At 76.5% G+C, this 23,152-nt stretch carries 16 protein-coding genes; 4 read left to right on the forward strand and 12 right to left on the reverse strand.

The features are described 5' to 3' along the window. Nucleotides 1-15: 15 nt before the first annotated feature. From ABT263_RS04865 to ABT263_RS04895, 7 genes are all read right to left on the reverse strand, one after another. The gene (locus tag ABT263_RS04865; RefSeq protein ID WP_352287592.1) at nt 16-1,377 is read right to left on the reverse strand and encodes a DUF2252 domain-containing protein; all 1,362 of its coding nucleotides are present in this window, start codon (nt 1,375-1,377) and stop codon (nt 16-18) included. Between the two features lie 165 nt (nt 1,378-1,542). Further along, a complete protein-coding gene (locus ABT263_RS04870) occupies nt 1,543-3,138 on the reverse strand; it encodes a multicopper oxidase family protein (RefSeq protein ID WP_352287595.1) in 1,596 nt (531 codons plus the stop codon). Continuing rightward, nucleotides 3,135-3,617 carry a hypothetical protein gene (locus ABT263_RS04875; RefSeq protein ID WP_352287598.1) on the reverse strand — a complete coding sequence of 161 codons (483 nt, stop codon included), beginning with the start codon at nt 3,615-3,617 and terminating at the stop codon, nt 3,135-3,137. Before ABT263_RS04875 ends, ABT263_RS04870 begins: the two co-directional genes overlap by 4 nt. 473 nt (nt 3,618-4,090) lie before the next feature. Continuing rightward, on the reverse strand, nt 4,091-6,649 hold the full coding sequence (locus ABT263_RS04880) for an ABC transporter permease (protein ID WP_352287601.1): 2,559 nt from the start codon (nt 6,647-6,649) through the stop codon (nt 4,091-4,093). Further along, a complete protein-coding gene (locus ABT263_RS04885) occupies nt 6,646-7,440 on the reverse strand; it encodes an ABC transporter ATP-binding protein (RefSeq protein WP_329490323.1) in 795 nt (264 codons plus the stop codon). The genes ABT263_RS04880 and ABT263_RS04885 overlap by 4 nt, the downstream gene beginning before the upstream one ends. Before the next feature lie 238 nt (nt 7,441-7,678). Beyond that, nucleotides 7,679-8,467 carry an aminotransferase class IV gene (locus tag ABT263_RS04890; protein WP_352287604.1) on the reverse strand — a complete coding sequence of 263 codons (789 nt, stop codon included), beginning with the start codon at nt 8,465-8,467 and terminating at the stop codon, nt 7,679-7,681. Nucleotides 8,468-8,535: 68 nt separating this feature from the next. Beyond that, entirely contained in the window at nt 8,536-9,543 is a 1,008-nt protein-coding gene (locus tag ABT263_RS04895) for a GNAT family N-acetyltransferase (RefSeq protein WP_352287607.1), read from the reverse strand. Between the two features lie 274 nt (nt 9,544-9,817). Here ABT263_RS04895 and ABT263_RS04900 point away from each other — a divergent pair, with 274 nt between their 5' ends. After that, entirely contained in the window at nt 9,818-11,149 is a 1,332-nt protein-coding gene (locus ABT263_RS04900) for a glycosyltransferase 87 family protein (protein ID WP_502885757.1), read from the forward strand. After that, on the forward strand, nt 11,056-12,165 hold the full coding sequence (locus ABT263_RS04905) for a glycosyltransferase family 4 protein (RefSeq protein WP_352287667.1): 1,110 nt from the start codon (nt 11,056-11,058) through the stop codon (nt 12,163-12,165). Before ABT263_RS04900 ends, ABT263_RS04905 begins: the two co-directional genes overlap by 94 nt. 63 nt (nt 12,166-12,228) lie before the next feature. Here the strand turns inward: ABT263_RS04905 and ABT263_RS04910 are convergent, their stop codons facing one another. Next, nucleotides 12,229-12,885: a response regulator gene (locus ABT263_RS04910; RefSeq protein ID WP_329490319.1), complete on the reverse strand. Its 657-nt coding sequence runs from the start codon at nt 12,883-12,885 to the stop codon at nt 12,229-12,231. Beyond that, on the reverse strand, nt 12,870-14,189 hold the full coding sequence (locus ABT263_RS04915) for a sensor histidine kinase (RefSeq protein WP_352287612.1): 1,320 nt from the start codon (nt 14,187-14,189) through the stop codon (nt 12,870-12,872). The genes ABT263_RS04910 and ABT263_RS04915 overlap by 16 nt, the downstream gene beginning before the upstream one ends. A gap of 671 nt (nt 14,190-14,860) precedes the next feature. Between ABT263_RS04915 and ABT263_RS04920 the strand changes: the two genes are divergently transcribed. Next, on the forward strand, nt 14,861-16,075 hold the full coding sequence (locus tag ABT263_RS04920) for a carbohydrate-binding protein (RefSeq protein ID WP_502885758.1): 1,215 nt from the start codon (nt 14,861-14,863) through the stop codon (nt 16,073-16,075). A gap of 57 nt (nt 16,076-16,132) precedes the next feature. Here the strand turns inward: ABT263_RS04920 and ABT263_RS04925 are convergent, their stop codons facing one another. Genes ABT263_RS04925 through ABT263_RS04935 form a run of 3 tightly spaced genes read right to left on the reverse strand, consistent with a single transcriptional unit; the run spans nt 16,133 to nt 22,073 of the window. Then, nucleotides 16,133-19,084 carry a hypothetical protein gene (locus ABT263_RS04925; RefSeq protein ID WP_352287616.1) on the reverse strand — a complete coding sequence of 984 codons (2,952 nt, stop codon included), beginning with the start codon at nt 19,082-19,084 and terminating at the stop codon, nt 16,133-16,135. A 2-nt stretch (nt 19,085-19,086) separates the two neighbouring features. Beyond that, a complete protein-coding gene (locus ABT263_RS04930; protein WP_502885752.1) occupies nt 19,087-20,997 on the reverse strand; it encodes an HSP90 family protein in 1,911 nt (636 codons plus the stop codon). Nucleotides 20,998-21,047: 50 nt separating this feature from the next. After that, entirely contained in the window at nt 21,048-22,073 is a 1,026-nt protein-coding gene (locus ABT263_RS04935) for a hypothetical protein (RefSeq protein WP_352287621.1), read from the reverse strand. A 653-nt stretch (nt 22,074-22,726) separates the two neighbouring features. On the opposite strand from ABT263_RS04935, the gene ABT263_RS04940 reads away from it, so the two are divergent. After that, nucleotides 22,727-23,053: a hypothetical protein gene (locus tag ABT263_RS04940; protein WP_352287625.1), complete on the forward strand. Its 327-nt coding sequence runs from the start codon at nt 22,727-22,729 to the stop codon at nt 23,051-23,053. Nucleotides 23,054-23,152 lie beyond the last annotated feature (99 nt).

The raw sequence follows: 23,152 nt of genomic DNA on the forward strand, positions 1-23,152 counted from the left end.
CCCGGGCGGCCCGGGTCAGATCCCCCGCTTCGCGGTGATCACCCGGTCGTCGATCGCGGACAGCAGGGCGGCGTGGTCGGCCTCGGTCCGGTCGGCGTAGCTGACGGCGAAGTCGGCGATCGCCTCCGCGAAGGTGTCCGACGAGCCCAGGTAGCCCGCGATGGCGAGCCGGTCGCCGGAGCGGGCGTGGGCGCGGGCCAGCGCGCGGCCGCAGAGGTCCGCGTAGTCCCGCAGACCGGACCTCGTCATGTCGGCGATCTCCACCGAGCCCTTCATGTCCCGCAGTTGGCGCCCGTAGTAGTGGCGGCCGGCCGGGCCGGTGGTCCAGCCGAGGAAGATGTCGCTGACGGCCTGCATCAGGTGCTGGCCGACCACCACCCGGCGGCCGCCGTGGGTACCGGTCACCTCGGCGCCGACCCGGCTGCCGGCGGGCAGGTGGTCCTCCAGGACCGACCGGGTGGCCTCCTTGACCTGGAGGAAGAGCGGGTCCCGGGCGTCGCGCCCCTCCAGCAGGATGATGTAGCAGCGGGTCCCGACACTGCCGACGCCGACCACCTTGCGCGCCGCGTCGACGAACTGGAACCGGTCGAGCAGGACGCGGCGGTCCTCGCTGAGGGTGGCCCGGTAGTCGCTGAAGATCTGCCCGACGGCACCGAACTCGTTCTTCGTCAGCGGCTGGATCAGGGGCGGCTCGCTGATGATGTGGCGCTGGCCGTCCCGTTCCTCGGTGAGCTTGCCGAAGGCCTGCAGGCTGGTGCGGCGCCGGGCGTGCGCCATACCGGCCTCGACCCGCTTGCGGCGCTTGGACCTGCTGATCAGCGGGAGGAGGTCCTCGGTGTCGATCCGGGCGTACCAGACGTCGAGTTCGCCCATCGCCGCCAGCCGCCGCATCGCGGTGGCGTAGCCGAGCGCGGCGGTCAGCGCGGCCCGGCGGACGTGCGCCTCGTCGTTGCCGTTGTCGCGGGCCGCGACGGCGGCGCTCGCGGCGAGCCGTTTGACGTCCCACTCGAACGGGCCGGGGTAGGTCTCGTCGAAGTCGTTCAGGCCGAAGAGCAGCGCCCGCTCCGGCGAGGCGTACATGCCGAAGTTCGCCAGGTGGGCGTCACCGCAGAGCTGGACGGTGATGCCTGTGTCGGGGACGGCCGCGAGGTCGGCGGCCAGCACGGCGGCCGCGCCGCGCAGGAAGGCGAAGGCCGAATCGGCCATCCGGCCGTAGCGGATCGGCAGCAGCTCGGCGACCCGGTCCGCCCCCTGCCGCTCCAGCACGGCGATCGGGTCGGGCCGGTCGGCCGCGGGGATCCAGCGGCCGTGGGCCGAGCGCGAGACCCGTTCGCGGGCGGCCCGGCCGCGCCGGCGGCGTTCGGCGGGACTGGTCATGCGCGCGCTCCTCGGTCGGACGGCAGGGCCGGTGCCCCTCCCGCGACGCTAGGTCAACCGCGGGGGCCCGGCACGTCGAGGCGCCGGCGGGCGGGACGGCCGCCCGCCGGCGCGCGGCCGAACGGGTGAGGGGACGGAGCGGTGGCCACCGGCCCGGCCGGCGCGCTACTCCACGACGAAGTCCGCCATCATCGCCATGTCCTCGTGCTCCAGGTTGTGGCAGTGCAGCATGTACGTCCCCGGGTAGTCCGTGAAGCGGACCAGGATCTCCACCGACTCGGCCGGCCGCAGGTCCACGGTGTCCTTCCAGCCGGCGTCGTAGCGGCCGGGTTCGGCGCCGTTGCGCGAGAGCACCTGGAAGGGGTCCAGGTGCAGGTGGACGGGGTGGTGGACGTCGGTGAAGAAGCGCCACTTCTCGACGGTGCCGAGGGCGGGCCGGGCCAGCGAACGGCCCGGCTGGTAGGGCTGGTTGTTGATCGTCCAGCCGTCGTTGCGGCTGCGGCGGAAGCCGAAGGTCCGGGTGGTCACGGCGGCGGCCGGATCGAGCCGTTCGAGGGTGCAGAGCCGCTCGGGCACGGCCGAGTCGTCGGTGACGGTCCGCGAGGACACGTCGAACACCATCACCTCGGCGTCCCGGTCGGTGCCGAACCGGTTCATCAGGCGGACCGACGTCCCCGGCGGGTAGCGGGCGAAGTCGACCACCAGGTCGAAGCGTTCGGCCGGGGCGATCTCCAGCGCGTCGTGCGCCAGCGGGGCCTCCAGCAGGCCGCCGTCGCCGCCGATCTGCACCAGCGCGTCGCCGCCGGAAGGCTGCGGATCGAGTTCGAGGCGGTAGAGGCGGGCGTTGGAGGCGTTCAGCACGCGCAGCCGGTAGCGGGCGCGGTCCACCGCGAGCCGGGGCCAGGGGGCGCCGTTGACCAGGATGACGTCGCCGAGGACACCGTTCATGTAGTCGTCGGTGACGCCGGGGACGGCCAGCGCGGCATCGGTGGCCGGGTACTGGAAGGAGCCGTCCTCGGCGAAGGAGCGGTCGGCGAGCATCAGCGGCACGTCGCGTTCGCCGCGCGGCAGCGGCAGCGCGTCCTCCTCGTCGTCGTGGACGAGGTGGAAGCCGGCCAGGCCGCGCCAGACGGCGGGGCCGGTGAAGCCCATCCGGTGGTCGTGGTACCAGAGCGTGGCCGCGCGCTGGTGGTTCGGATAGGTGTAGGTGCGCTCTCCGTCGGCGGTCCGGGCGGCGGCCGGGTCGGCCGGGTGGTGCGCCATCCCCGGCATGCCCGCCATCCCGGCCATGTCCTGGGCGCCCCGGGCACCGCCGCCCCCGACCGGCAGCAGCAGGTCGGTCGGGTAGCCGTCGCTGTCCGCCGGGGTGTGGCCGCCGTGCAGGTGGACCACCGAGGGCACCGGCAGCTCGTTGCGGTGGCGGACCACGCTCTGCCGCCCGGCCCGCACGGCGAAGGTCGGGCCGGGGAAGCTGCCGCCGTACGTCCAGGCCTCGGTCCGCAGGCCGGGCAGGATCTCCAGCCGCGCGCTCCGCTGGGTGATCTCGTAGTAGTCGGTGGTGCCGTCGGTGCGGACCGGTTTCAGTACGGGCGGCACCGGGAGCGGCACCTGGAACGGGGCGGGCGGCTCCATCGCGCTGAGCAGCAGCCGGCCCGGCCGGGCCTCGGCCAGCAGCCGGGTGGCCGAGGGGAGGGCGAACGCGCCGATCCCGCCGGTGCCGACCACGGCCGCGCCGATGCCCAGGAACCGGCGGCGGTTCACTGGGCGACCTCCACCGGTCCGCCCGGGCGGGGCAGCCGGCCGGCGCCCTCGGGGTCGGCCGCGGTGGCGCCGGCGCGGGCCGGCAGCGGCAGCCGCCAGGCGCCGGCCAGGCCGGCCAGGATGCCGCCGACCAGCAGCACCCCGAGCACCACGTGCACCCCGATCGCGCGGTTGTAGCCGACGGCGGTCTGCAGGGTCACCGTTGCCACCAGGAGCACCGCGAGCCACAACGGCCCGCGCGGGCCGCGCCGGTCACGGCCGGGCCGGCGGACCAGCGCCCCGGCCACGAGCTGGCAGCACGCCGCGACGAGCACCGCCCGCGCGGCAGCCTCGTGCAGCGCGAGCGACTCGTAGTGGCCGTTGAGGTAGCTGCCGGCCAGCGCGGTCTGCAGGACGGCCAGCGCGGCCAGCGCGGTGGCGCTCGCCCGCAGCAGGATCAGCGGCCGACGGGGCGCGGGGGCCACGGGAGGACTGCTCATGGGTGGGCTTCTCTCTGCTCGGCCGTGAGGCGGGAACCGGTGCGGAAGGGTGCGAAGGGGCTGCGGAACGACGGCGGGAGGATTGACTGCGGAAGGAGACGACGGCGGGAACGGCTGCGGAGGGAACGGCTGCGGAACCGGTACGGGAAGCGGCCCGGCGGGCCTGGACGGAGGGGGAACGGGAAACGCCTCCGGAGGCGGCTCGGCCCCGGACGGCGCGGCCGACACCGTAACCGACCGGGCTCCCGGATCCGTGGCGCCGAACCGGGGGCAGGTCGATCACCACCCCGTTGCGCCCGCCTGGGCCGGAGCCCTCACCCGAACGGGCGGTACGCCACCCGCGCGCACCGCCCGTCCCGCCACCCCGAGGCCGCCCCGAGGCCCACACCCCCACCCCCCGGCCCACCCGAACGGGCGGTGCGCCGCCCTCGCGCACCGCCCGTCGCGCCGTCAGGAGCCCCCAGGGGTCCCCGCTACTGCCGGCCGCCGCCCGCCGCGACCGGGTGGGCCCGCAGCAGGAGGCGGGCCGGCAGGCCGGTCGAGCCGAGGCAGAGCAGCACCGCTCCGGCGGCCAGCGGCAGCGCGAGGCCGACCGGGATGTGCGGCGCCGAGCCGGTGATGCCCCGGGTGATCGGCAGCAGGGTGACCCAGGCGATCACCGCACCGACCGCCAGCCCGGTCGCGGCGACCAGCAGCGCCTCCCAGCGCATCATGCCGCGCACCTGACGGCGGGTCGTCCCGGCCAGGCGGAGCAGCGCCACCTCCCGGCGGCGGTCCAGCACCGTCATCGCCAGGGTGTTGGCGGCGGTGACGGCGGCGAAGCCGCCCAGCACACCGGCCATCACCGTGTTCGCCCAGGCGCCGATCTCCTGCGCCTTGTCGGCCTCGGCGACGAAGCCGGCCCGGTCGGCGACGGTGGTCGCGCCGGCGCCGGAGAGGTTGCCCAGTGCGGCGGCCACGGCGGCCCGGTCGGCACCGGGGGCGTCCGCGACCAGCAGCTGGCTGTCGTAGCCGGCGGTGACGTGCTCCGCGACGGCCGCCCGGGGCAGCAGCACCTGGCCGAAGCCGAGGCCGCGCTCGTAGGTGGCGACCACGGTGGGCTTGACCGGGGTGCCGTCGCCGAGCCAGAGCGGGGCGCGGTCGCCGACCGTGACGCCGAGGGCGTCGGCCAGACCGGCGTCCAGGGCGACGGTGTCGGCCGAACGGGCGAGCTCGGCCAGCGAGCCGCTCTTCACCCCGAGGTCGAGCACCGCGGGGAGCTTCGCCGGGTCGCCGCTGATGCCGAGCGTGTTGGCAGTGCCGAGCATGCTGCCGTCGCGGTACACCGTGCTGGTGCGCAGCACGCCGACGGCGGCGTCCACGCCGGGCACCTTGGCGGCGCGGTCGGCGCTGCCGGCGGGCAGGCCGGGGCCGGTCGAGCCGACCACGTGGTCGGCGGTGATGCCGGTGCGCACCTGCTCGCCGGTGACGTGGGTGATGGTGCTCTGCATGAAGAGCAGGGTGCCGCAGAAGGCGGTGACCATCACGATCGGCGTGATCGCGGAGGCCAGCCGGCGGGCGTTGGCCCGGGTGTTGTCGACGGCGAGGGAACCTGGCGCGCCGGCCCCGGCCCGCAGCGGGAGACCGAACACCCCGGCGGCGACCCCGGCCACCCAGGGACCGAGCAGGGCGACGGCCATCAGGAAGCACATCACCACGCCCAGGGCGGTGTTGGCGGCCTTCGAGCCGTCCAGGCCGGCCGCGACGGCGGCGAGCGAGACACCCCCGGCGGCGAAGAGCAGCCCGACCACGGTCCGGACCGTGCCGGGGCGGCCGGCCTCGACCGCCGCCGCGCCGAGGGCCTGGCTGGGCCGCAGCCGGGACGGGCGGCGGGAGGCGAAGAAGCCGGCGGTCAGCGCGGCGATCGTGCAGGTCGCCACGGCGGCGAGCATCGGGATCGGCCCGACGTCCAGCGGCACGGCCGCCGGGACGGCGCCGCGGTCGGCCAGCTCGCCGAACCACCAGCGGGCCAGCGCGAGGCCGGGGAGGATGCCGAGGGCGCCGGCGATCGGTGCCACCAGCACCGCCTCGGTGGCGATGGTGCGGCGGATCTGGCGCGGGGTGGCGCCGATGGCGCGCAGCAGGGCGAACTCCCGGGCCCGCTGGCCGGTCGCCAGGGCGACGGTGCTCATCACGACGAACACCGCGGTCATGGTGGCGATGCCGCCGAAGGAGCCGCCGAGGGCGGTGAGCATGGTCCGGCTCTCGGCGAGCAGCGGCTGCTCGACGGCGCCGCGGGCGTCGCCGGTGAGCACCTCGGCGTCGCCGCCGACGGCCTGGCGGACCTGGGCGGCGAGGGCCTTGACGGTGACGCCGTCGCGGGGGACGACGGCGATCGCGTCGACCCGGCCCGGGTGGCCGGAGATCCGGTCGGCGACCTGGTCGGCGAACCACGCGGTGGCGGCCGGATGCTGCGGGCCCGCCCCCGGGGAGGCGGCGAGGCCGGAGATCCGGTAGGTGCCGGCGCCACCGGGCCCGGTCAGCGCGAGGGTGGCGCCCGGCGCGAGGTGGGCGGCGTGCGCGGTGTCGACGTCCAGGACGACCTCGCCCGCGCCGGGCGCACGGCCCTCGACCAGCTTCTCGCCCGCTCCGGCGATGCCGAGGGCGGCGATGCCCCGGCCGGTCAGACCGGGCACGCCGGGGGCGGAGCCGGCCGGGATCGGGAAGGCGGTGTCCGGCCGGGCGGCCGCGACACCGGGCTGGGCCGCGATCCGCCCGGCCAGCGCCGCGTCGACCCGGGCCCGCTCGGGGACGGGCAGGCTCTCGACGTCCTCGTCCCCGCCGGTCTTGACGGTGATCTCGACGGCCGCGTCCGGCGCGACCAGCACCGGGGCGGCGGCGTAGCGGCTCGGCGGCACGCTCGCGGTGAGGCCGGTCTGCAGCAGCGTGCCGCAGGCCGTCACGATGGCCGCGCCGAGCAGCAGGGCCAGGAAGGTGCCGACGAAGGAGGCCGGCCGGAAGCGCACCGAGGCGCGCGCGAGTCCGTTGCTCATGCCGCCGCTCCGACCGGGCGCGCCGCCAGCGTGACCATGCGGTCGGCGACGGCGTTCGGGTCCGGGTGGTACAGCTCGCCGGCGAACGCGCCGTCGGCGAGGAACACGGCGCGGTCCGCGAAGGAGGCCGCCACCGGGTCGTGGGTGACCATGACCACGGTCGCGCCCATGGTGTCCACGGCGCGGCGCAGCAGGCCGAGCACCTCGTGCGCGGTGCGGGTGTCCAGCGCGCCGGTCGGCTCGTCGGCGAAGACCACGTCCGGGTCGGTGATCAGCGCGCGGGCGATCGCCACCCGCTGCTGCTGGCCGCCGGAGAGCTGGCCGGGCCGCCGGCCGGCGTGCTCACCGAGACCGACCTGGGCGAGCAACTCCCGCGCCCGGGCGCGGTCCTGGCGCTCACCGGCGAGGCGCTGCGGGAGCAGCACGTTCTGCTGGACCGTCAGCGAGGGCAGCAGGTTGAAGGACTGGAAGATGAAGCCGATCCGGCTGCGGCGCAGCTTGGTGAGCCGGTTCTCGCTCAGCCGGGTGATCTCCTCGCCGCCGAGGTAGACCTCGCCGCCGTCCGGGCGGTCCAGGCCGGCCGCGCACTGCAGGAAGGTGCTCTTGCCGGAGCCGGACGGCCCCATCACCGCGGTGAAGCTGCCCCGGTCCAGCGACAGGTCGATCCCGCGCAGGGCGTGCACGACGTCGCCGCCGCGGCCGTAGCTGCGCCGTACCGCCCGCAGCTCGATCGCTGCGTGGGCGCCGGGGCGGCCGTACGGCTCGGTCTGGGGGTGCTGGCGGCGTGCCATGGAGGGGCCTTCCTTCGGGAATCGTCGCTGGTCGTCGACGTGTTCCAGCCTAGGAAGGGCGGGTGTTCCGAACCATGGAGGCCGCTGGCGGACGGACCGGGGGGTTATCCCCACCCCGTTCCTCCGCCTTGCCCCCGGCCCGGAGCCCCGGAGTTCTTTCGGGGCTCGTCGGAGTCCTACGGACCGACGGAACTCTCGGGACCGGGGGAGCGCCTCGACCGGACCGGTGGGGGCCGGCTCAGAGCAGGTCGCCCTCGATCCGCCGGTACGCCGCGCACAGCGGCGCGAGGACGGGGTGGGCGGGGTCGAACGCCGTCCCGTCGATCGCGGCGATCGGCCGGACGCCGACACCCGCGTTGACCGCGAAGGCCGCCACGAACCGTTCCAGGCCGGCCGGGTCGACGCGCTCGCGCCGCTGCGGGCCGGGGTGCGCGGCGGCGAGCAGCGCGGCGGTGACGCCGGGCAGCGCGGGGCCCTCCGGCCAGACCACCTGCCGGCCGTCGTGGAAGCCGACGTTCCAGGTGGCCCCCTCGGTGATCCGGCCGTCCTCCCCGGTCAGCAAGGCATCGTCGTAGCCGTCGAGTTGGGCCTGCCGGCGCAGCCCGACCAGACCGAACAGGCCGACGTGCTTCACCTCGGGCAGCTCGCGCCGGTACGCGGCGGTGCGCACCCGCAGCGGCCCGGGGGCCGCGGCCGGGGCCGGGCGGGTGGTCACCAGCAGCCGGGGCAGGGCGGGCGCGGCCGGGCGCTCCAGCCCGAGGGCCGGATCGAACACGGTGACCCGGACGATCACCGGAGCGCGATCCGCCGGGAGCACCCGGCGGATCCGCTGCCGGACCAGCTCCCGGTCCAGCTCGGCGCCGAACACCGTCCGGCAGTCCCGGACCAGGCGGTCCAGGTGCAGGGCCAGTCCGCGCACCCGGCCGGACTCCACCCGCAGGGTGGTGAAGTGCCCGTAGTTCAGCAGCCCCAGGGCGGCGAGCTGCCCGGGGTCGGCAGGCGCGCCGTCGATCTCGATCTCAGCCATCCCCCGAGTCTCCCAGCCGTCCGGCCGCGGGTGTGCGCGGCTGTCCGCGAACGGTGGTGGCGGCGCCGTCACGGCCCTTGCGGGGCGGTGCTCGGCAGCCGGCCGGCCGGGCCGGGCACCTGCGGGGCCCGGTCCGACTCCCGTAGGACTGGCCGCTCCGGCCCGGCGCCCTCCGGCCGGTGGGGGGAGACGACGCGCCGGCCGGCGTCGCGCGCGAGCCGCTCGAAGTGCTCGATCTTGTACGCGAGGCCCTCCGGCTCGCCGGTGTCGGACCAGCGCCAGGCCTCCGCCCACCACTGCGGACCGCGCACCAGCGGCCGGCCCGCCAGCGCGAGGTGCAGGGCGAGCGTCGAGCGGGCGAAGTCGTGCACCCACCCGTCGCTCTGCCGGTAGGCGGCCGTCTCGTCCAGGCGCAGCCACCGGCCCTCCCGCCCGGCGGCGAGCAGCGGCACCCAGCCGTGGCGGGCGTCGGAGACCAGCAGGAGCAGCCGGTCGTCCTCCTCGCGCACCCGGTAGGACGGCAGCTGCGGCATCCGGGCGAGGCCGAGGGCGTGCTTCCAGGAGACCACCCAGAGTCCGCGCCGCAGGTAGTAGCGGACGGCGTGCTGCCAGGTCCAGTGCGCGTCCAGGCGGTAGCCGGGCATCCCCTCGGCCGCGGCCGCCCGGTACACCTCGTCGAGCACGGCGGCGGCGTGGCCGCGGCCGCGCGCGCCGGGGCGCAGGTAGAGCGAGGAGACGGCCAGTTGGCCCGGCCCCCTGGTCCAGTTGTCGACCGCCACCGTGCCGACCGGCGGACCGCCCCGGCCGTCCGGGCCGTGCACCCAGTAGCGGCGGCGGTAGAGCCCGCCGTCGGGCCACTCCCGGCCGCTCTCGCCGAGCCGCTCGCGCAGCCCGCGCTCGGCCTCCGGGGTCAGGGCGTCCGGGTCCACCCGCTCGCCCAGCTCGCCCTCGGCGCGGGACGCCACGTCCCAGAGCTCGAACCGCCGCCCGTCCCCGCCGTCCACCGTCCGCAGCCGGGGCACCGCCGCCAACCGCTCCTGCGCCCGCTCCACCGCGGCATCCCACGACCTCACCACGGGACCACGATAGCGAGCTTCGCCACCGAACGTGCTTCCGTCGTCACCGAACGTCAGGACGAAGGGGGGCGGGCGACGAAGGTAGGGGAAACCCGACCCCAGGTCTCGACCTGGCCGTCATGACCCGGCCGTACTGCGCCGCTGGAATGAAGGGGTGCTGAATCACCGAGGCAGACGCGACCACCGCGACCGGGACCACCATCGCCCCGGGAGAGCCCAACTCACCTACCGGGCCGGGTGGTTCTACCGGCGGGCACCGTGGTGCGCCGGCTGGCTGACCGCAGCCGGCTGGGCGGCGGCCTTCCCGCTCGTCTCCGGGCTCGGGCCGCACCGCAGTTGGGGCGCCATCGCCGCAACGGGCTATCTGGCGGCGGCCGTTGCCGTACTCGTGCTGCCGTGGCGGCGGGCCCGATCCTGGTCCGTGGCGGTGGCCCTGCTCGGGGCCCTGGCCCTGCCGCTGCTGCGGCTGGTGCTGACCGGTCAGGGGCAGAGCGAGGTCGCCGTCATCGAGCGGTCCGCGGAACTGCTGCTCCGGCACGGCACCCCCTACCTGGCCGATCCGCACACGGTCTCCGAGTACACGCCGTACCTGCCCGGCATGGCGCTGTTCGGGCTGCCCCGCGCGGTGCTGGGCGCACAGGAGTGGCCGGCCCGGCTACTCGGGGACGCCCGGCTCTGGTGCGCCGCCGCGTTCCTGGGCTGCCTGTTCGCGGCCGGCCGCCGGCACCGGCCCGCGCTCGCGGCGCTCACCGCCTCGCCCCTGGTCGCGCTGCCGCTCTGTGTGAGCGGCGTGGACCTGCCGATGACCGGCCTCTGCTGCCTGGCCCTCGCCCTGGCCGCCCGGGGCCGCCCCGGCGCCGCCGGGGCGGCGCTCGCCGCGGCCTGCGCGCTCAAGTGGACGGCCTGGCCCGCGGTCGCGGTCGTCGCGGCCCTGCTCGCCGCCACGGCCGGCCGGCGGGCGGCGCTGCGCGCCACGGCGGTCGCGCTGGCGGGCACGGCCGTCCTCGTCCTGCCGGGGGCGCTGCGCTCGCCCGGCCCGATGTTCCACCAGGTGTTCGCCTTCCCCACCGGACGCGGCCCGCTGCCCACCCCGGCGGGCAGCCCGCTGCCCGGCCGGCTGCTCGCGGACCTCGGCCCGGCCGGCTGGTACGCCGCGGTGACGCTGCTGCTGCTCGCCGGGCTGGCCGTCGCCGCCTCGCTGGTGCTGCGCCCGCCCCGGGACGCCGTCGGCGCCGCCGACCGGCTCGCCCTCGGGCTCTGCGTGGCCTTCCTGCTCGCACCCGCCGGGCGGTTCGGCTACCTGGCGCTACCGCTCCTGCTCACCCTCTGGGCCCGCTCGCAGGCCCGCACCGCTCCCCGCACCGGCGCCCTCGCCGACGCGCTCACCGATCCCCGAACCGATCCGCTCACCGATCCCCGAACCGAGGTTGCACCGACCCCATGGCCGGCACACTCATCGTCACCAATGACTTCCCGCCCCGGCAGGGCGGCATCGAAACCTTCGTCCACGCCCTGGCCACCCGTCTGCCCGCCGACGAGGTCGTCGTCCTCACCTCGGACGAGCCCGGCGCCGCCGCGCACGACGCGGCCCTCCCCTTCCCGGTGATCCGCGACCGGTCCCGGACGCTGCTGCCGACCGCCAGGGTCACCCGGCGGGCCGCCGAGATCGCCCGCGCGCACGGGTGCGACCGCGTCTGGTTCGGCGCCGCCGCCCCGCTCGCCGCGATGACGCCCGGGCTCCGGCGGCAGGCCCCCGGGATCGCCCGGACGGTCGCCACCACGCACGGCCACGAGATCTGGTGGGCCCGCACCCCCGGGGCCCGCCGACTGCTCCGGCGGATCGGCGACCACGTCGACGTGGTCACCTACCTCGGCGAGTACACCCGGGCGCGGATCGCCCCCGCGCTCGGGCGCCGGGCCCGGCTGGAACGGCTCGTACCGGGTGTGGACGCGGAGCGCTTCCGGCCGGCGGGCGCGGGCGCGGCGGGCGCCCCGGACACCGGCGCGCCGATGATCCTCTGCGTGGCCCGACTGGTCCCCCGCAAGGGTCAGGACGCCCTGATCCGGGCCCTCCCGCTGATCCGGCGGACGGTGCCGGGAGCGGTCCTGGTCCTGGTCGGCCGGGGCCCGGACGAACGGCGGCTGCGCGCCCTCGCCCGGCACCACACCGAGCCCGGCTCGGTGGTCTTCGCCGGCGGCCGGGAGCACGCCGCGACACCCGCCTACTACGCGGCGGCGGACGTCTTCGCGATGCCGTGCCGCACCCGGCGGGCCGGTCTGGAGGCGGAGGGCCTGGGCATCGTGTTCCTGGAGGCGGCGGCCGCCGGGCTGCCGGTGGTCGCGGGCCGGTCCGGCGGCGCGCCCGACGCCGTCCTCGACGGGGTCACCGGCGCCGTCGTCGACGGCCGGAGTCCGGCCGCCGTCGCGGAGGCGGTCGGCCGGATCCTCGGCGCCCCGGCGGCCGACCGCGCCCGGATGGGGGCGGCGGGACGGCGCTGGGTCCGGGCGCAGTGGTCCTGGGAGGCCTCCGCCCGCCGCCTCGCGGAGCTGCTCGACCCGGCGGGCCCCGACCCGGCGGGCACGGACGCCGCCGCCCCGGAGGGGTCCGTCCGCCACGGGTGAGGCGGCACCGCCCGCCGGGTCGGGCGGCTCCGCGCCCGCTTCCGGGAAGGGCCCGCCCCGGGCCTACTCCCCCCGCAGGTGCGCCAACACCGCCAGCACCCGGCGGTTGCCCTCCGCCGGGTCGAGGTCGAGCTTCATGAAGATGTTCCCGCAGTGCTTGACCACCGAGGCCTCGGTGATGCCCAGCCGCCCGGCGACGGTCTGGTTGTTCAGCCCCTCCGCCATCAGCGCCAGCACCTCCCGCTCGCGCGGGGTCAGCCGGGCCAGTGGCCGGTCCGCCGCCTGCTGGCGGAGCAGGACCCGGACCACCTCGGGATCGATCACCGTCTGACCGGCCGCCACCCGGCGCAGCGCGTCCAGGAAGTCCGCCACCTCGCCGACCCGATCCTTCAGCAGGTATCCGAGCCCGGCGGGCTGCGCGCCAGCGGCGCCGAGCAACCGGGTGGCGTACGGGGTGGCCACGTACTGGGAGAGCACCAGCACGGGCAGGCCCGGGTGGCGTTCGCGCAGCTCCAGGGCGGCCCGCAGGCCCTCGTCGTGGAAGTCCGGCGGCATCCGGACGTCGGTGAGCACGAGGTCGGGGCGGTCCGCGTCCACGGCGGCGGCCAGCGCGGCCGCGTCGCCGACGGCGGCCACCACCTGGTGGCCGCCGCGGGCCAGCAGCTCGACCAGCCCGGCCCGGAGCAGCACCGCGTCCTCGGCGATCACGATCCGGAGCACGGCACCTCCACCCGGAGCCGCGTCGGCCCGCCGATCGGACTGGTCACCATCAGCCTCCCTCTCAGAATCGCGATCCGGTCGGCGAGGCCCTGCAGCCCCGCCCCGGCGGCCGGGTCGGCCCCGCCGCGGCCGTCGTCCGTCACCTGGAGCACCAACCGGCCGTCGTCGACCCGGCCGTGGACGGTGACCGCGGTGGCCCCGCTGTGCTTGGCCGCGTTGGTGAGCGCCTCGGTGACGGTGAAGTAGGCCGTCGTCTCGACCGGTCCGGGCAGCCGGTCCGGCAGGTCGATGTCCACCGCGACCGGGACCGGGTGGCGCAGCGCGACCTCGGCGACGGCGGCGGCCAGCCCGTGGTCGGTGAGCACCTGCGGGTGGATGCCCCGGACGAGGTCCCGCAGCTGTTCGAGCGCCTGACGGGCCTCGCCGCGCGCCCGGTCGACCAGCGCGAGCGCCGGGTCGTCGTCCGCCCGCCCGCGCAGCTCGTACGCGGCCAGCCCGAGGGTCATGCTGAGGGCGACGAGCTGTTGCTGGGCGCCGTCGTGCAGATCGCGTTCGATCCGCCGGCGTTCGGCCTCGAAGGCGTCGACCAGGCGGGCCCGCGAGCGGGTGAGTTCGAGGACCTGCCGGCCGAGGCCCTCCGGCCGGGGTCCGAGCAGGAACCGGACCAGCCGGACCCGGCCGGCGGTCAGCAGCGCGCCCGCGTACCCGCAGAACAGCAGGCCGGCCAGTCCGACGGCGGTCGCGGGGAGCGCGGCGCCGGGACCGGGGACGGCCCGGCCGGGGATCAGCATCACGGTCTCGGGGGCCAGCGCCCAGACCACCAGCGGGCTGACGACCAGCGCGCCGCAGAACACCAGCAGGGCCGTGAAGGCCAGGTCGACGACGCTCAGGACCAGGGCGAACAGGGCGGTGTAGCCGAGTTCGCGCCAGGTGGCGCGCTCACGCAGCCTGGTCCGCAGCCGGGCCCGCCCGCCGACCCCGGGCAGCGCGCGGTGCGGGTCGGGCACGGGCACCGGCTCCACCAGCCGCAGCCGGCGGCGCTCCAGCGCGCCGACCGGGATCCCGGCGAGCGCGACGCCCAGCAGGACCACCAGGCCGACCCCGACGACGGACAGCCCGGTGCCGATCAGCAGCAGGGCGGCGAGCAGGGCCAGCAGCAGCGGCCCGAACACCGCACCCCCGAGCACGTGCCCCCAGCAGCGCCACGGGGTGGAGGTGAACGGGAAACGCAGCGGGCTCGCCCGCAGCGCCGCCAGGACCGCGACGGCCTGCCGCCCCTCCGCCACCCCCCGGTCCACCCCCATCCGGCCACCCTAACCGACCACCCCGCACCCGCCCCGACCTGCCCGTCCACCCCCGCACCCCCGGCCAGGCCCCCGAACCGCCCACCTGACGCGGCCCCCGGGGCCCGTCAGCCGCGCAGGGGGACGCCGTCCAGGACCACGCCGACGATGCTGGTGGCCGGGAGGCGCCCCGGAGGCGGAAGTCGGTGCTGAAGGCGGAGTTGTCGCCGAGCAGGGCCACCTGACCGCCGGGGACGACGGTGCTGCCGGCCGCGGACGCGTGCGCGTGCTCCGCGGGCGTTCGTTCCTCCAGGCTGCGATAGCCGGACGGCGCGGCCTCGCGCTTACGGACGAGATCTCGTGTCGGGAAACGTGACCGACACACCGGAGAGCACCCCCGGGGCCCGACCGAAGGCTTGACCGTCCCATTGGTTGACGGCGGTTTCCGGACAGGTCTATACCAGTGGAGGCCGTCCGCACGCTCCCCCCGTGGCACGGCTGTCGCGCCCACCGCGTCTCCCCCACGTCGACGCGGGCGGGCCTTCCCCCGCCGTTTCCTGGAGAGGTTCCCGATGGAACGCGCTCTTCCCCCACAGCAGTTCACCCCACCGACCGGACCGCGGGCCCGGCCCTCGCACCGCACCCCCCGGGCCCGCCGGGCCGCGGTGGCGGTGGCCGGGGTGCTCGGCCTGGTGGCCGGCGCCGCGGCCGCGCTGGCCGGCGGCGGCGCCGCCGCGGCCGACGTCACGGCCCCGGCCGCCGGGATCGGCAGCAACTGGTACGCCTCGGCGCCCTATCTGATGCCCGAGGACAACAGCCCGCCGGACGCCGCGGCGGTGATGGACGCGACCGGCCAGAAGGCGTTCCAGCTGGCGTTCATCCTGGACAAGGGCGGCTGTTCCCCGGCCTGGGGCGGCACCTCCTCGATCGACACCGACACCACCATGCCGGCGGTGATCCAGACCGTCCGGGCCAAGGGCGGGGACGTCTCGGTCTCGGTCGGCGGCTACGGCGGCAACAAGCTCGGCCAGGGCTGCGGAACCCCGGAGGCCACCGCCGCCGGCTACCAGAAGGTGATCACCAAGTACCAGCTGAAGGCGATCGACTTCGACCTGGAGGAGCCGGAGTACGAGAACACGGCGGCCATCCACAACGAGATCGGCGCGGCCCGGATCCTCCAGCAGAACAACCCCGGGCTCTACATCTCGATCACCACCGCCGGGACCGGGGCGGGCACCGGGTGGTTCGGGCAGCAGATGCTCAACGAGGCGAAGGCGCAGGGCTTCACCCCCGACAACTACTCGATCATGCCGTTCGACGGCGGCTTCAACGGCGCGGCCGCCCAGACCGCCGCCCTGGTCGCCTTTAACGGGATCCTCCGGACCACCTTCGGCTGGACCGAGGCCCAGGCCTACGCGCACGAGGGCGTCTCGCTGATGAACGGGCGCACGGACGCCGCCGAGTACTTCCGGCAGGCGGACTTCCAGACCGTGCTGGACTTCGCCCTCGCCCACAAACTGGCCCGGTACACCTACTGGTCCGTCAACCGCGACCGCCAGTGCCCGGGCACGGTCGACCCGGGGCTGTCCGGCTCGTGCTCCAGCGTGGCGCAGAGCGACTGGGACTTCACCAAGTTCACCGTGCGGTTCGCCGGCGCCACGCCGCCCACCACCCCGCCGACCTCGACGCCCCCGACCACGCCGCCCACCACCCCGCCGACCACGCCCCCGACCAGCAACCCGCCGGGGGCCTGCGCCGACCCGGCCTGGAGCGCCACCACGACGTACACCAACGGCAGCAAGGTGTCCTACAGCGGCCACAAGTACCACGCCAAGTGGTGGACGCTGAACGAGAACCCGTCGGCCAGTGGACAGTGGGGCGTCTGGTCCGACGACGGCCCCTGCTGACGCGGGGCCGCCCGGTGGGCCCGCCGCCGCTCCCGCGGTGGCGGGCCCACCGTCACCTCACCGCTCCTGCGCGCCGATCCGCTCGCGCAGGCCGGTCAGGATGCCGGCCGCCTCGTGCAGTCCGAAGCCCCGGCAGCGCTCGGCGGCGGCGGCGAGACGGGCCCGGGCCTGCTCCGTCCGGCCGAGGTCGGTGCCCTCGATCAGCCCGGCCAGCCGGACGGCCTCGGCGCGCGGCGTCTCGGCCGGCTCGCCGCCCGCCTCGTAGGCGGTGACCGCCGACTCGGCCTCGGCCAGTGCCTCCTCGTGCCGCCCGGCCACCGCGTACACCCGGGCCCGCTCGTAGTGGACGGCGCCGCGCAGGTACCAGGGGGTGTGCGGCTCGCCGTCACGCTCGGCGGCCTCCCGGACGGCGTCCGCCTCGGCCAGCCGCTCCAGCGCCTCGGCCAGCCCCTCGGGGCCCTGCCGCTGCATGGTGATCCGGGCGAGGTCCCGGAGCATGCCGGCGATCTGGTCCGGCCTCGGCGCCTTCGCGTGCGAGGCGAGGGCCCGCTCGCGGGCCGTCCGGGCGGCCTCCCAGCGGCCCGCCTCGGCCAGCGCGAGGACGGCCTCGCCGGCGACCACGGTGTGGGTGTGCTGCTCCTCCCAGCCGGCCACCTCGTCGGCGAGCCGCAGGTACTCCTCCGCCGAGTCGCGGAACTCCTCCAGCGCGAACAGTCCGCGCGCGAGGTCCAGCCGGGCCTGCGCGAGCATCCGCTCGTCCAGGTCGGGCGCGGCCGGGTCGAGCAGCACCGACTCCAGGACGGCGACCGCGTCGGCCGCCCGGCCCGCGTCCCGCAGCAGGTCGGCGAGCTGGAGCCGCACCTGGGCGGCCTCCTCGGCGCCCGCCGGACCCTTGCGGTCGAAGCGCGCGGCGGCCTGCGAGAGCGCCCGGACGGCCGCGCCGTTGTCCCCGAGGTGGGCGCAGGCGTGGCCGAGCATCATGTACGTCGCCCCGAACGGGTACGAGTCGTCCGCCCAGCGGGTGGCCTCGGCCAGCGCCCGGTGGAAGACCTCGACCGCCTCGGCCCGCTCGCCGTTCTGCAGCAGCACCTGGCCGAGCAGGCCGAGCACCCGCGGCGTGTGCCAGGGCAGTTCGGCTGCGTCCAACTGCTCCAGGGCGCCGCGCAGTTCGGCCACCGCCTCGGCGATCCGGCCCTGCCGGGCGGCCACATCGGCGCCGTACTGGCGGGCGGTGGCCGTGCGCCGGAGCGAGCCCCGCTCGGTGCTCTCCCGCCGGTACGCGGCGACGGCGTCCTCGAAGCGCTCCAGCGTCCCGGCCGGGGGCTCGGGCAGCGCCCGGACGAGGTCGTGGTGGGCCGCGAAGGCCCGGCACTGCAGCACGATCAGGTAGTCGTCGCTCGTGATCGCCGGCCCGGCGGCTGCCTCGTCCGCAGCCGGCGGCGCGGCGAGCAGCGCCTCGGCCTCGGCCAGCGCCGCGTCCAGGGCGGGCCAGTCGGAGGTCGCACCCTCGACGTCGCCGAGTTCGACCACCAGGGCCCGGGTGCGGACCACCAGCGCCCGCCCGGCCAGTCCCGCCCGCTCGAAGAGGTCGGCCGCCTCCAGCAGCGCCGCCCGGCCGCCCGTCCAGTCGTCCCGCTCGATCGCGGTATGGGCCCGCTGCTCGGCGAGTTCGGCCCGCAGCCGGGCGGCGCTGCCGGCCGCCGTGCCCTCGGTGTGCCGGTAGCCCGCGGCGCCGAAGCGCTCGGCGACCCGCTCCCAGAGGCGGTCCCCGTCCGGGTGGCCCAGCAGGTGCAGCTCGCGGGCCCGGACGACCAGGTCGGCGAAGTCCGCCGGCTCCGGCTCGGCGGCCCGCGGCGGCGCCGCCGGGGTGGCCGGCGCGGCCGACAGCTCCGGGGCGCTCGCGGCCCGCACCCCGAGCGCGAGCGGCTCGGCGAGCAGCGGGCGCCGCTCCAGCCGGGCCCGCCGGCGCGCGCCGACCGCGTCGGTGCCGTTGCGGGCGTCGAAGCGGGCCGCCAGCGCGTCCGCCTCGGTGCGCAGGTGAGCGAGGAGCGAGTCCACCGTCCAGGCGGCGCCGGGCGGTCCGCTGACGGCGAGCCCGCCGTGGCCGCCCCGGGCCAGCCCGGCGATCAGCACCTCGACGCCGGTCAGGAAGTCGAGCCGGCTAGCCTGGTCCCCGGTGACGCCGAACAGGTCGCGGTTCTCGGCCAGGATCTCCAGGCCGCGCGGCTCGTTCCCGGACAGCGCGCAGAACTCCACGTGCAGGCCGACCGCCCGGGCCATCCCGGACTTGCCGCGGGCGAACCGGTAGCCGACCAGGTGGCTGGAGCGCGCGTCGTCCAGCCGGCCCTCGCGCAGCAGCGGCAGCAGCGCGTAGGCGTGGCTGAGGTAGGGCTCCTCGGCGCAGGTGCTCTCGCCCTCGAAGACCGGCCGCCAGGCGTCCAGCGCCCGCCGGTCGTCCCCGGACCGCACGTGGTGGCCCGCCTGGGCGCGGATCTCGCAGGCCCGGCAGTCGCTCAGTTCGCTGCGCGGCCGAGCCGCCCACAGCTCGAAGGCCTGCTCGGTGTCGATCCCGGTGTGCGCGGCCAGGTGGTACCGCTGCGCGTAGTACGGCTGGAGGCCGTGGCCGGCGGCGCGGTAGCGGTCGCGCATCTCGGTCTGCCAGCGGCGCACCGCGTCCAGCGGGACGTCGGGGGTGCCGAGCAGCGCGGTGGCCACCCACTTGAACCGCCAGAACACCTGCTGGCCGGCCCACTCGCCGAAGCCGTCGCGGTCGGTGTCCCAGAGCTTCAGCACCCGGGCGAAGACCACCGGGGTCTTGCTCCGCTCGCCGTCGTACTCGTAGGCCTCCATCAGTTCGAGCAGCGCCATCGCCCGGACCGCGGTGTCGTCGAACTGCTCGGCGGCGTCGACCAGTTCCTCCGCCGTCACGGTCCGCAGCCGGCCGTACGGGCGGGCGTCGTTCTCGCGCAGCGCGGCCATCACCGCGTCGACGCTGTCCAGTACGTCCACGGTCAGGACTCCTTCTGCGGGTCGGCGGCGTCACGGTCGGCGGCGGCGCGACCGGCCGACTCGTGGCCGAGCATCGCGTGGTCGAGCAGGCTGATGAACGACCGGTTGAGCAGGGCGCTCTCGCTGGACTTCAGCGGGCGGCGGGTGAGCAGCACGGCCTGCCCGTACAGCGCCTCGACGGCGGTGACGGTCAGTTCGCGGTCGCCGATCGAGGCGGCCCGTCGCACCAGCGGGTTGAGGTGGTTGAGCACCAGTTGGGCGCGCGGCGCCTCGGCGCGCAGCGAGCCGAGGATGTCGGCCCACAGGCCGTCGGCCTCGTCCGCGAGCTGGGCGCGGGTGCGCTCGTGCCGCGCCTCCCGGTTGTCCAGCAGCAGCGCGGGCGCGCTGGTCGGGTGGAAGCTGCGCAGCGCGACGTCGCAGTCGAACCGGCCGACCACCTCGCGGGCGACGGTGAGGAACGCCGCCGCGGCCAGCTCGGCCGCCGGGTCGACGGTGTCCAGGTGGGCGGTGACGGTGCCCGGGTCGAGGTCGGCCACCGACGTGCCGGGGCGGATCTCGGGCAGCCGGTGGACGAGGTCCCGGTCGTAGGTGTAGCCGCCGTTGACCACGCCGAGGCCGGCCGCGGCCGCGATCGGGGCGACCTGGCGGAACTCCTCGACCGTGCGCGTCACCAGGACGACCGGGTGGGCGCGGGCGAACTCGTCCAGGGTGACATTGCCGTCGGTCGTCTCGAACGGCAGCCAGGGCAGCAGCATGCGCAGCAACTCGTCGTCGTAGCGCGCGAGTTCCTTGACGGCGAGGTGGTGCACCGAGATGAAGCGGTGCAGCAGGGCCGGATCGCTGGCGGAGAGCCCGGTGAGCCAGTCCCGGATGCGCGCGCCGAGGGCGTCCCGGACGGCGGCGAGCGTCTCGTCCGCGTACAGGCCCTCGCGCGAGGCGGTGGGGCGCAGGCTGTCGGTGTCGACCACGCAGCGGACGAAGAACGCCCAGTCGGGCAGGAGTTCGTCGGCCTGCTCGGACAGCAGCATGCCCTTGAGGTGGACCCGGTGGCCGGAGCGGCGGGACGGCGGCACCGCGTCCGGCAGGACGTAGGCGACGCCGCGCAGGCCGACCAGCGGCAGGTCCAGCTCGATGGTGTCCAGCGGGGTGAAGTCGAAGGTGGTGCGGCAGTAGGTGGCCAGCGCCTCGCGGCGGGCCAGCGGGGAGCCGTGCCGCTCGGCCCACGGCGGGGTGCGGTTGACCCGGGTGGCGGTGCCGCGGCCGTCGACCACCGTCACCTCGTGGCGCAGCAGGCCGCCGAAGTCCCGGGCGAGCGCCAGGACGCGGTCGGAGCGGGTCCACTCGGCGGCGTCGGCGCGCGGCGCCAGCCGGACGGTGGTACCGGGCTCGGGCTTGGCCTCCGGCGGCAGGATGCGGATGGTGTAGCGGCCGTCGGAGCCGCCGCGCCACTCGATGACCGGCGCGTCCGGGGTGGCGGCGGAGCGGGTGACGACGGTGATCTCGTCGGCGACCACGAAGCAGGCCAGCAGCCCGATGCCGAACTGGCCGATGAAGTCCCCGCGGGCGCGGGCCAGGCCGGCGCCGTCGAGGCGGCCGTCGGCGTCGCGCTTGGAGCTGCGGCCGATGGTGGCGAGGAAGGTGTGGACGTCGGCCTCGGTGAGCCCGATCCCGGTGTCGGTGACGGTGAGGTCCTGGTCGGCGTGGACGGTGATCCGGGCCGGCGAGGCCGGGTCGAGCGCCTGGCGGGCGGAGATCGCGTCGACCGCGTTCTGCAGCAGCTCGCGCAGGTAGACCCGGGGGCTGGAGTAGAGGTGGTGGGAGAGCAGGTCCACCAGGCCGCGCAGGTCCACCTGGAAGGTGTGCGCGCTCGTCGGGTTCTCGGAAGGGGACACCGCAGGCTCTTTCGATCGCATCGGGTGTGGGGCGGGACCGGCGGACCGGGCCGTCGGGCCGGACCGGTGGGCTAGCGGGCGCAGCGGTCCCGGTGGGCGCGGAAGATCTCGGCGGGGTCGCCGGACAGGTAGTTCCACGGGGACTCGGTGACGGCGCCGTCGAGCGCCTCGAACAGGAGGTGCGCCGTCCTCGGCTGGTCGGCCAACGAGAAGGCCATCGCGAAGGTGTTGAAGGCGGCCTGCCAGCCGCGCGGGCGCGGGTAGTCGGCGTGCAGCACGGACCGCCGCAGCGCCTCCTGGAGCGAGGCCAGGACGGCGGGCCCGGTGAGGTAGGCGTGGTCCTCGCCGTCCGGGAGGTCCAGCCAGTGCTCCAGGTGCGCGAGCGCGACCAGTTCACCCAGCGGACTGCCCTCGGGAGCGGCCAGCATCGCGGCGCGGGCGAAGGCGTGCATCTCCTCGTGCGAGCCGCCCCACTTGGCGCAGAGCTGCTGGAGGCGCTGCTTGTGCGAGCCGAGATGGCCGGGGTCGCGGCGCAGCGCGGCCTCGAACCGGTACCGGGCGACGTCCGGGCCGAGCGAGGCGCCGCGGCCGCTGATCTGCAGGAAGTACCAGGGGGCGAGCCACCGGGGCTCCCGCTCGGCCACCTCGAACAGCTGCTCCTCGGCGGTGTCCAGCCGCTCGTGGAACAGCCGCCACTGCTCCTCGGTGACGTACTGGGCTCGCGCACCGGTGCGCGCCTCCCAGGCCCAGGAGACGTGCCGGGCGCCGGAGAGCAGCAGCGCCGGCGTGTCCTCGGGCCGGTCGGCGACGGCCCGGGCCGTCCACTCCTCCACCCCGGCGACGTCGGAGAGGGCGACCAGCAGCCAGGTGAGTTCGGCCCCGTCCGTGACGGCGGCCAGCGCCGGGCGCAGCGACGCCCAGTCCCCCGCGGCCGCCTGGGCCAGCATCAGCCGCAGCTCCTCGTCACCGTGGGCCGGGTCGAGCGCCGGCACCGCCGCCGGGCGCGCGGCGGGGCGCCGGGCGAAGCCGAACCCCCGACGGCCGTCGGCCCCGCCTCCGGCAGCGCCCTCGCCGGAACGGCGTCGGAAGAACGACATGGTGTGGCCCCCTCGAACAGCATCGGCTTCTTTCGTACGGCTGCGCACTGGCCGCCCCAGACGCAGTACATATCACGGGCGGACGACATCCCGTCCGCCGGGCCGACCTCGAAGCCCAGGTCACGACCGTGGTGGCATACCCCAGCCTGGTATGGGGACGCAGCATCGCGCGCGGGGCGCGGCGGGCCGGCCGGTGCCCGGAGCCCGGGTACCGGCCGACGGGACCGTTCGAGGACCGGCGATCCGGCGCGGTGGCACGGTGCGTGCGGCCGGCGCGCGTCCTGCACGGCCGGCGGGTTGGTGCGGACGCGCTGCTGCTCGACGGTGCGCATCCGCGCCCCGCGCTCCAGGGGCTCCTGCGCCAGGGCCCGGCCGGCCTCCATGACCCGCGGGGGCGGCGGGCCGCCAGGGGCGAAGGCCGGCGCCTCGGCAATGGCGTGGCCGGGGCGAGTTGGACCCGCTCCTGCGGACGAACAGGGCGGTCCGGTGCGTGAACGGCGAAGGGGGTCGGTCCGACCGGCCGCGCGACCACGGCAACGGAACGCGGGCGCACCGGAGTTGTCGTCGCACGACGGTGACATGTTGCTGCCAGTCAGAAGTGTGCCACCGGCGCTTCGGACCACGGGAACCGTCGATCAGTCACGCTGTCGTAGATGTACGTGATTCGCGTCCGGCTGGAGACGGCGGGTGGCCCCCCGCCCGCCCGACCGGTGGCGGCGGCGACCGTGCGGGACGCACTGGAGCGCGTGCTCCGGGAGCCGGCCCGGCTCGACCACGCCCGGATCCGGACGACGCCGGGAGCCCTGGACGCCGTGGCGTTCGTCTCGGCCCCCGGCCTGCTGGCCGCCGAGGCCGGGCTGCGCGCCGCCTGCGTGGAACTGTCCCATGCCCAGGGCCCGTTGGCAGGCTGGCTGCTACGGCACTGCGAGGCCGACTCCTGGCTGGCGCTCGGCCTGCACGAGCAGCCGACGTACCGCTGAGCCCGGGCCCCGGGCCGACCGGACCCGAGCCCGGGCCCGGGGCACCGGCACTCCGCGCACACGGGGGCCGGCCGCCCGGCCACCTGTCACGCGCTCACG

Source organism: Kitasatospora sp. NPDC001603 (assembly GCF_040298365.1).
Classification (GTDB): domain Bacteria; phylum Actinomycetota; class Actinomycetes; order Streptomycetales; family Streptomycetaceae; genus Kitasatospora.

What these genes read in the sequence shown, in the direction of transcription:
- ABT263_RS04865 (WP_352287592.1), bottom strand. Translation starts at nt 1,377, where the DNA reads ATGACCAGTCCCGCCGAACGCCGCCGGCGCGGCCGGGCCGCCCGCGAA.
- ABT263_RS04875 (WP_352287598.1), bottom strand. Translation starts at nt 3,617, where the DNA reads ATGAGCAGTCCTCCCGTGGCCCCCGCGCCCCGTCGGCCGCTGATCCTG.
- ABT263_RS04880 (WP_352287601.1), bottom strand. Translation starts at nt 6,649, where the DNA reads ATGAGCAACGGACTCGCGCGCGCCTCGGTGCGCTTCCGGCCGGCCTCC.
- ABT263_RS04885 (WP_329490323.1), bottom strand. Translation starts at nt 7,440, where the DNA reads ATGGCACGCCGCCAGCACCCCCAGACCGAGCCGTACGGCCGCCCCGGC.
- ABT263_RS04890 (WP_352287604.1), bottom strand. Translation starts at nt 8,467, where the DNA reads ATGGCTGAGATCGAGATCGACGGCGCGCCTGCCGACCCCGGGCAGCTC.
- ABT263_RS04915 (WP_352287612.1), bottom strand. Translation starts at nt 14,189, where the DNA reads ATGGGGGTGGACCGGGGGGTGGCGGAGGGGCGGCAGGCCGTCGCGGTC.
- ABT263_RS04930 (WP_502885752.1), bottom strand. Translation starts at nt 20,997, where the DNA reads ATGCGATCGAAAGAGCCTGCGGTGTCCCCTTCCGAGAACCCGACGAGC.
- ABT263_RS04935 (WP_352287621.1), bottom strand. Translation starts at nt 22,073, where the DNA reads ATGTCGTTCTTCCGACGCCGTTCCGGCGAGGGCGCTGCCGGAGGCGGG.
- ABT263_RS04940 (WP_352287625.1), top strand. Translation starts at nt 22,727, where the DNA reads ATGTACGTGATTCGCGTCCGGCTGGAGACGGCGGGTGGCCCCCCGCCC.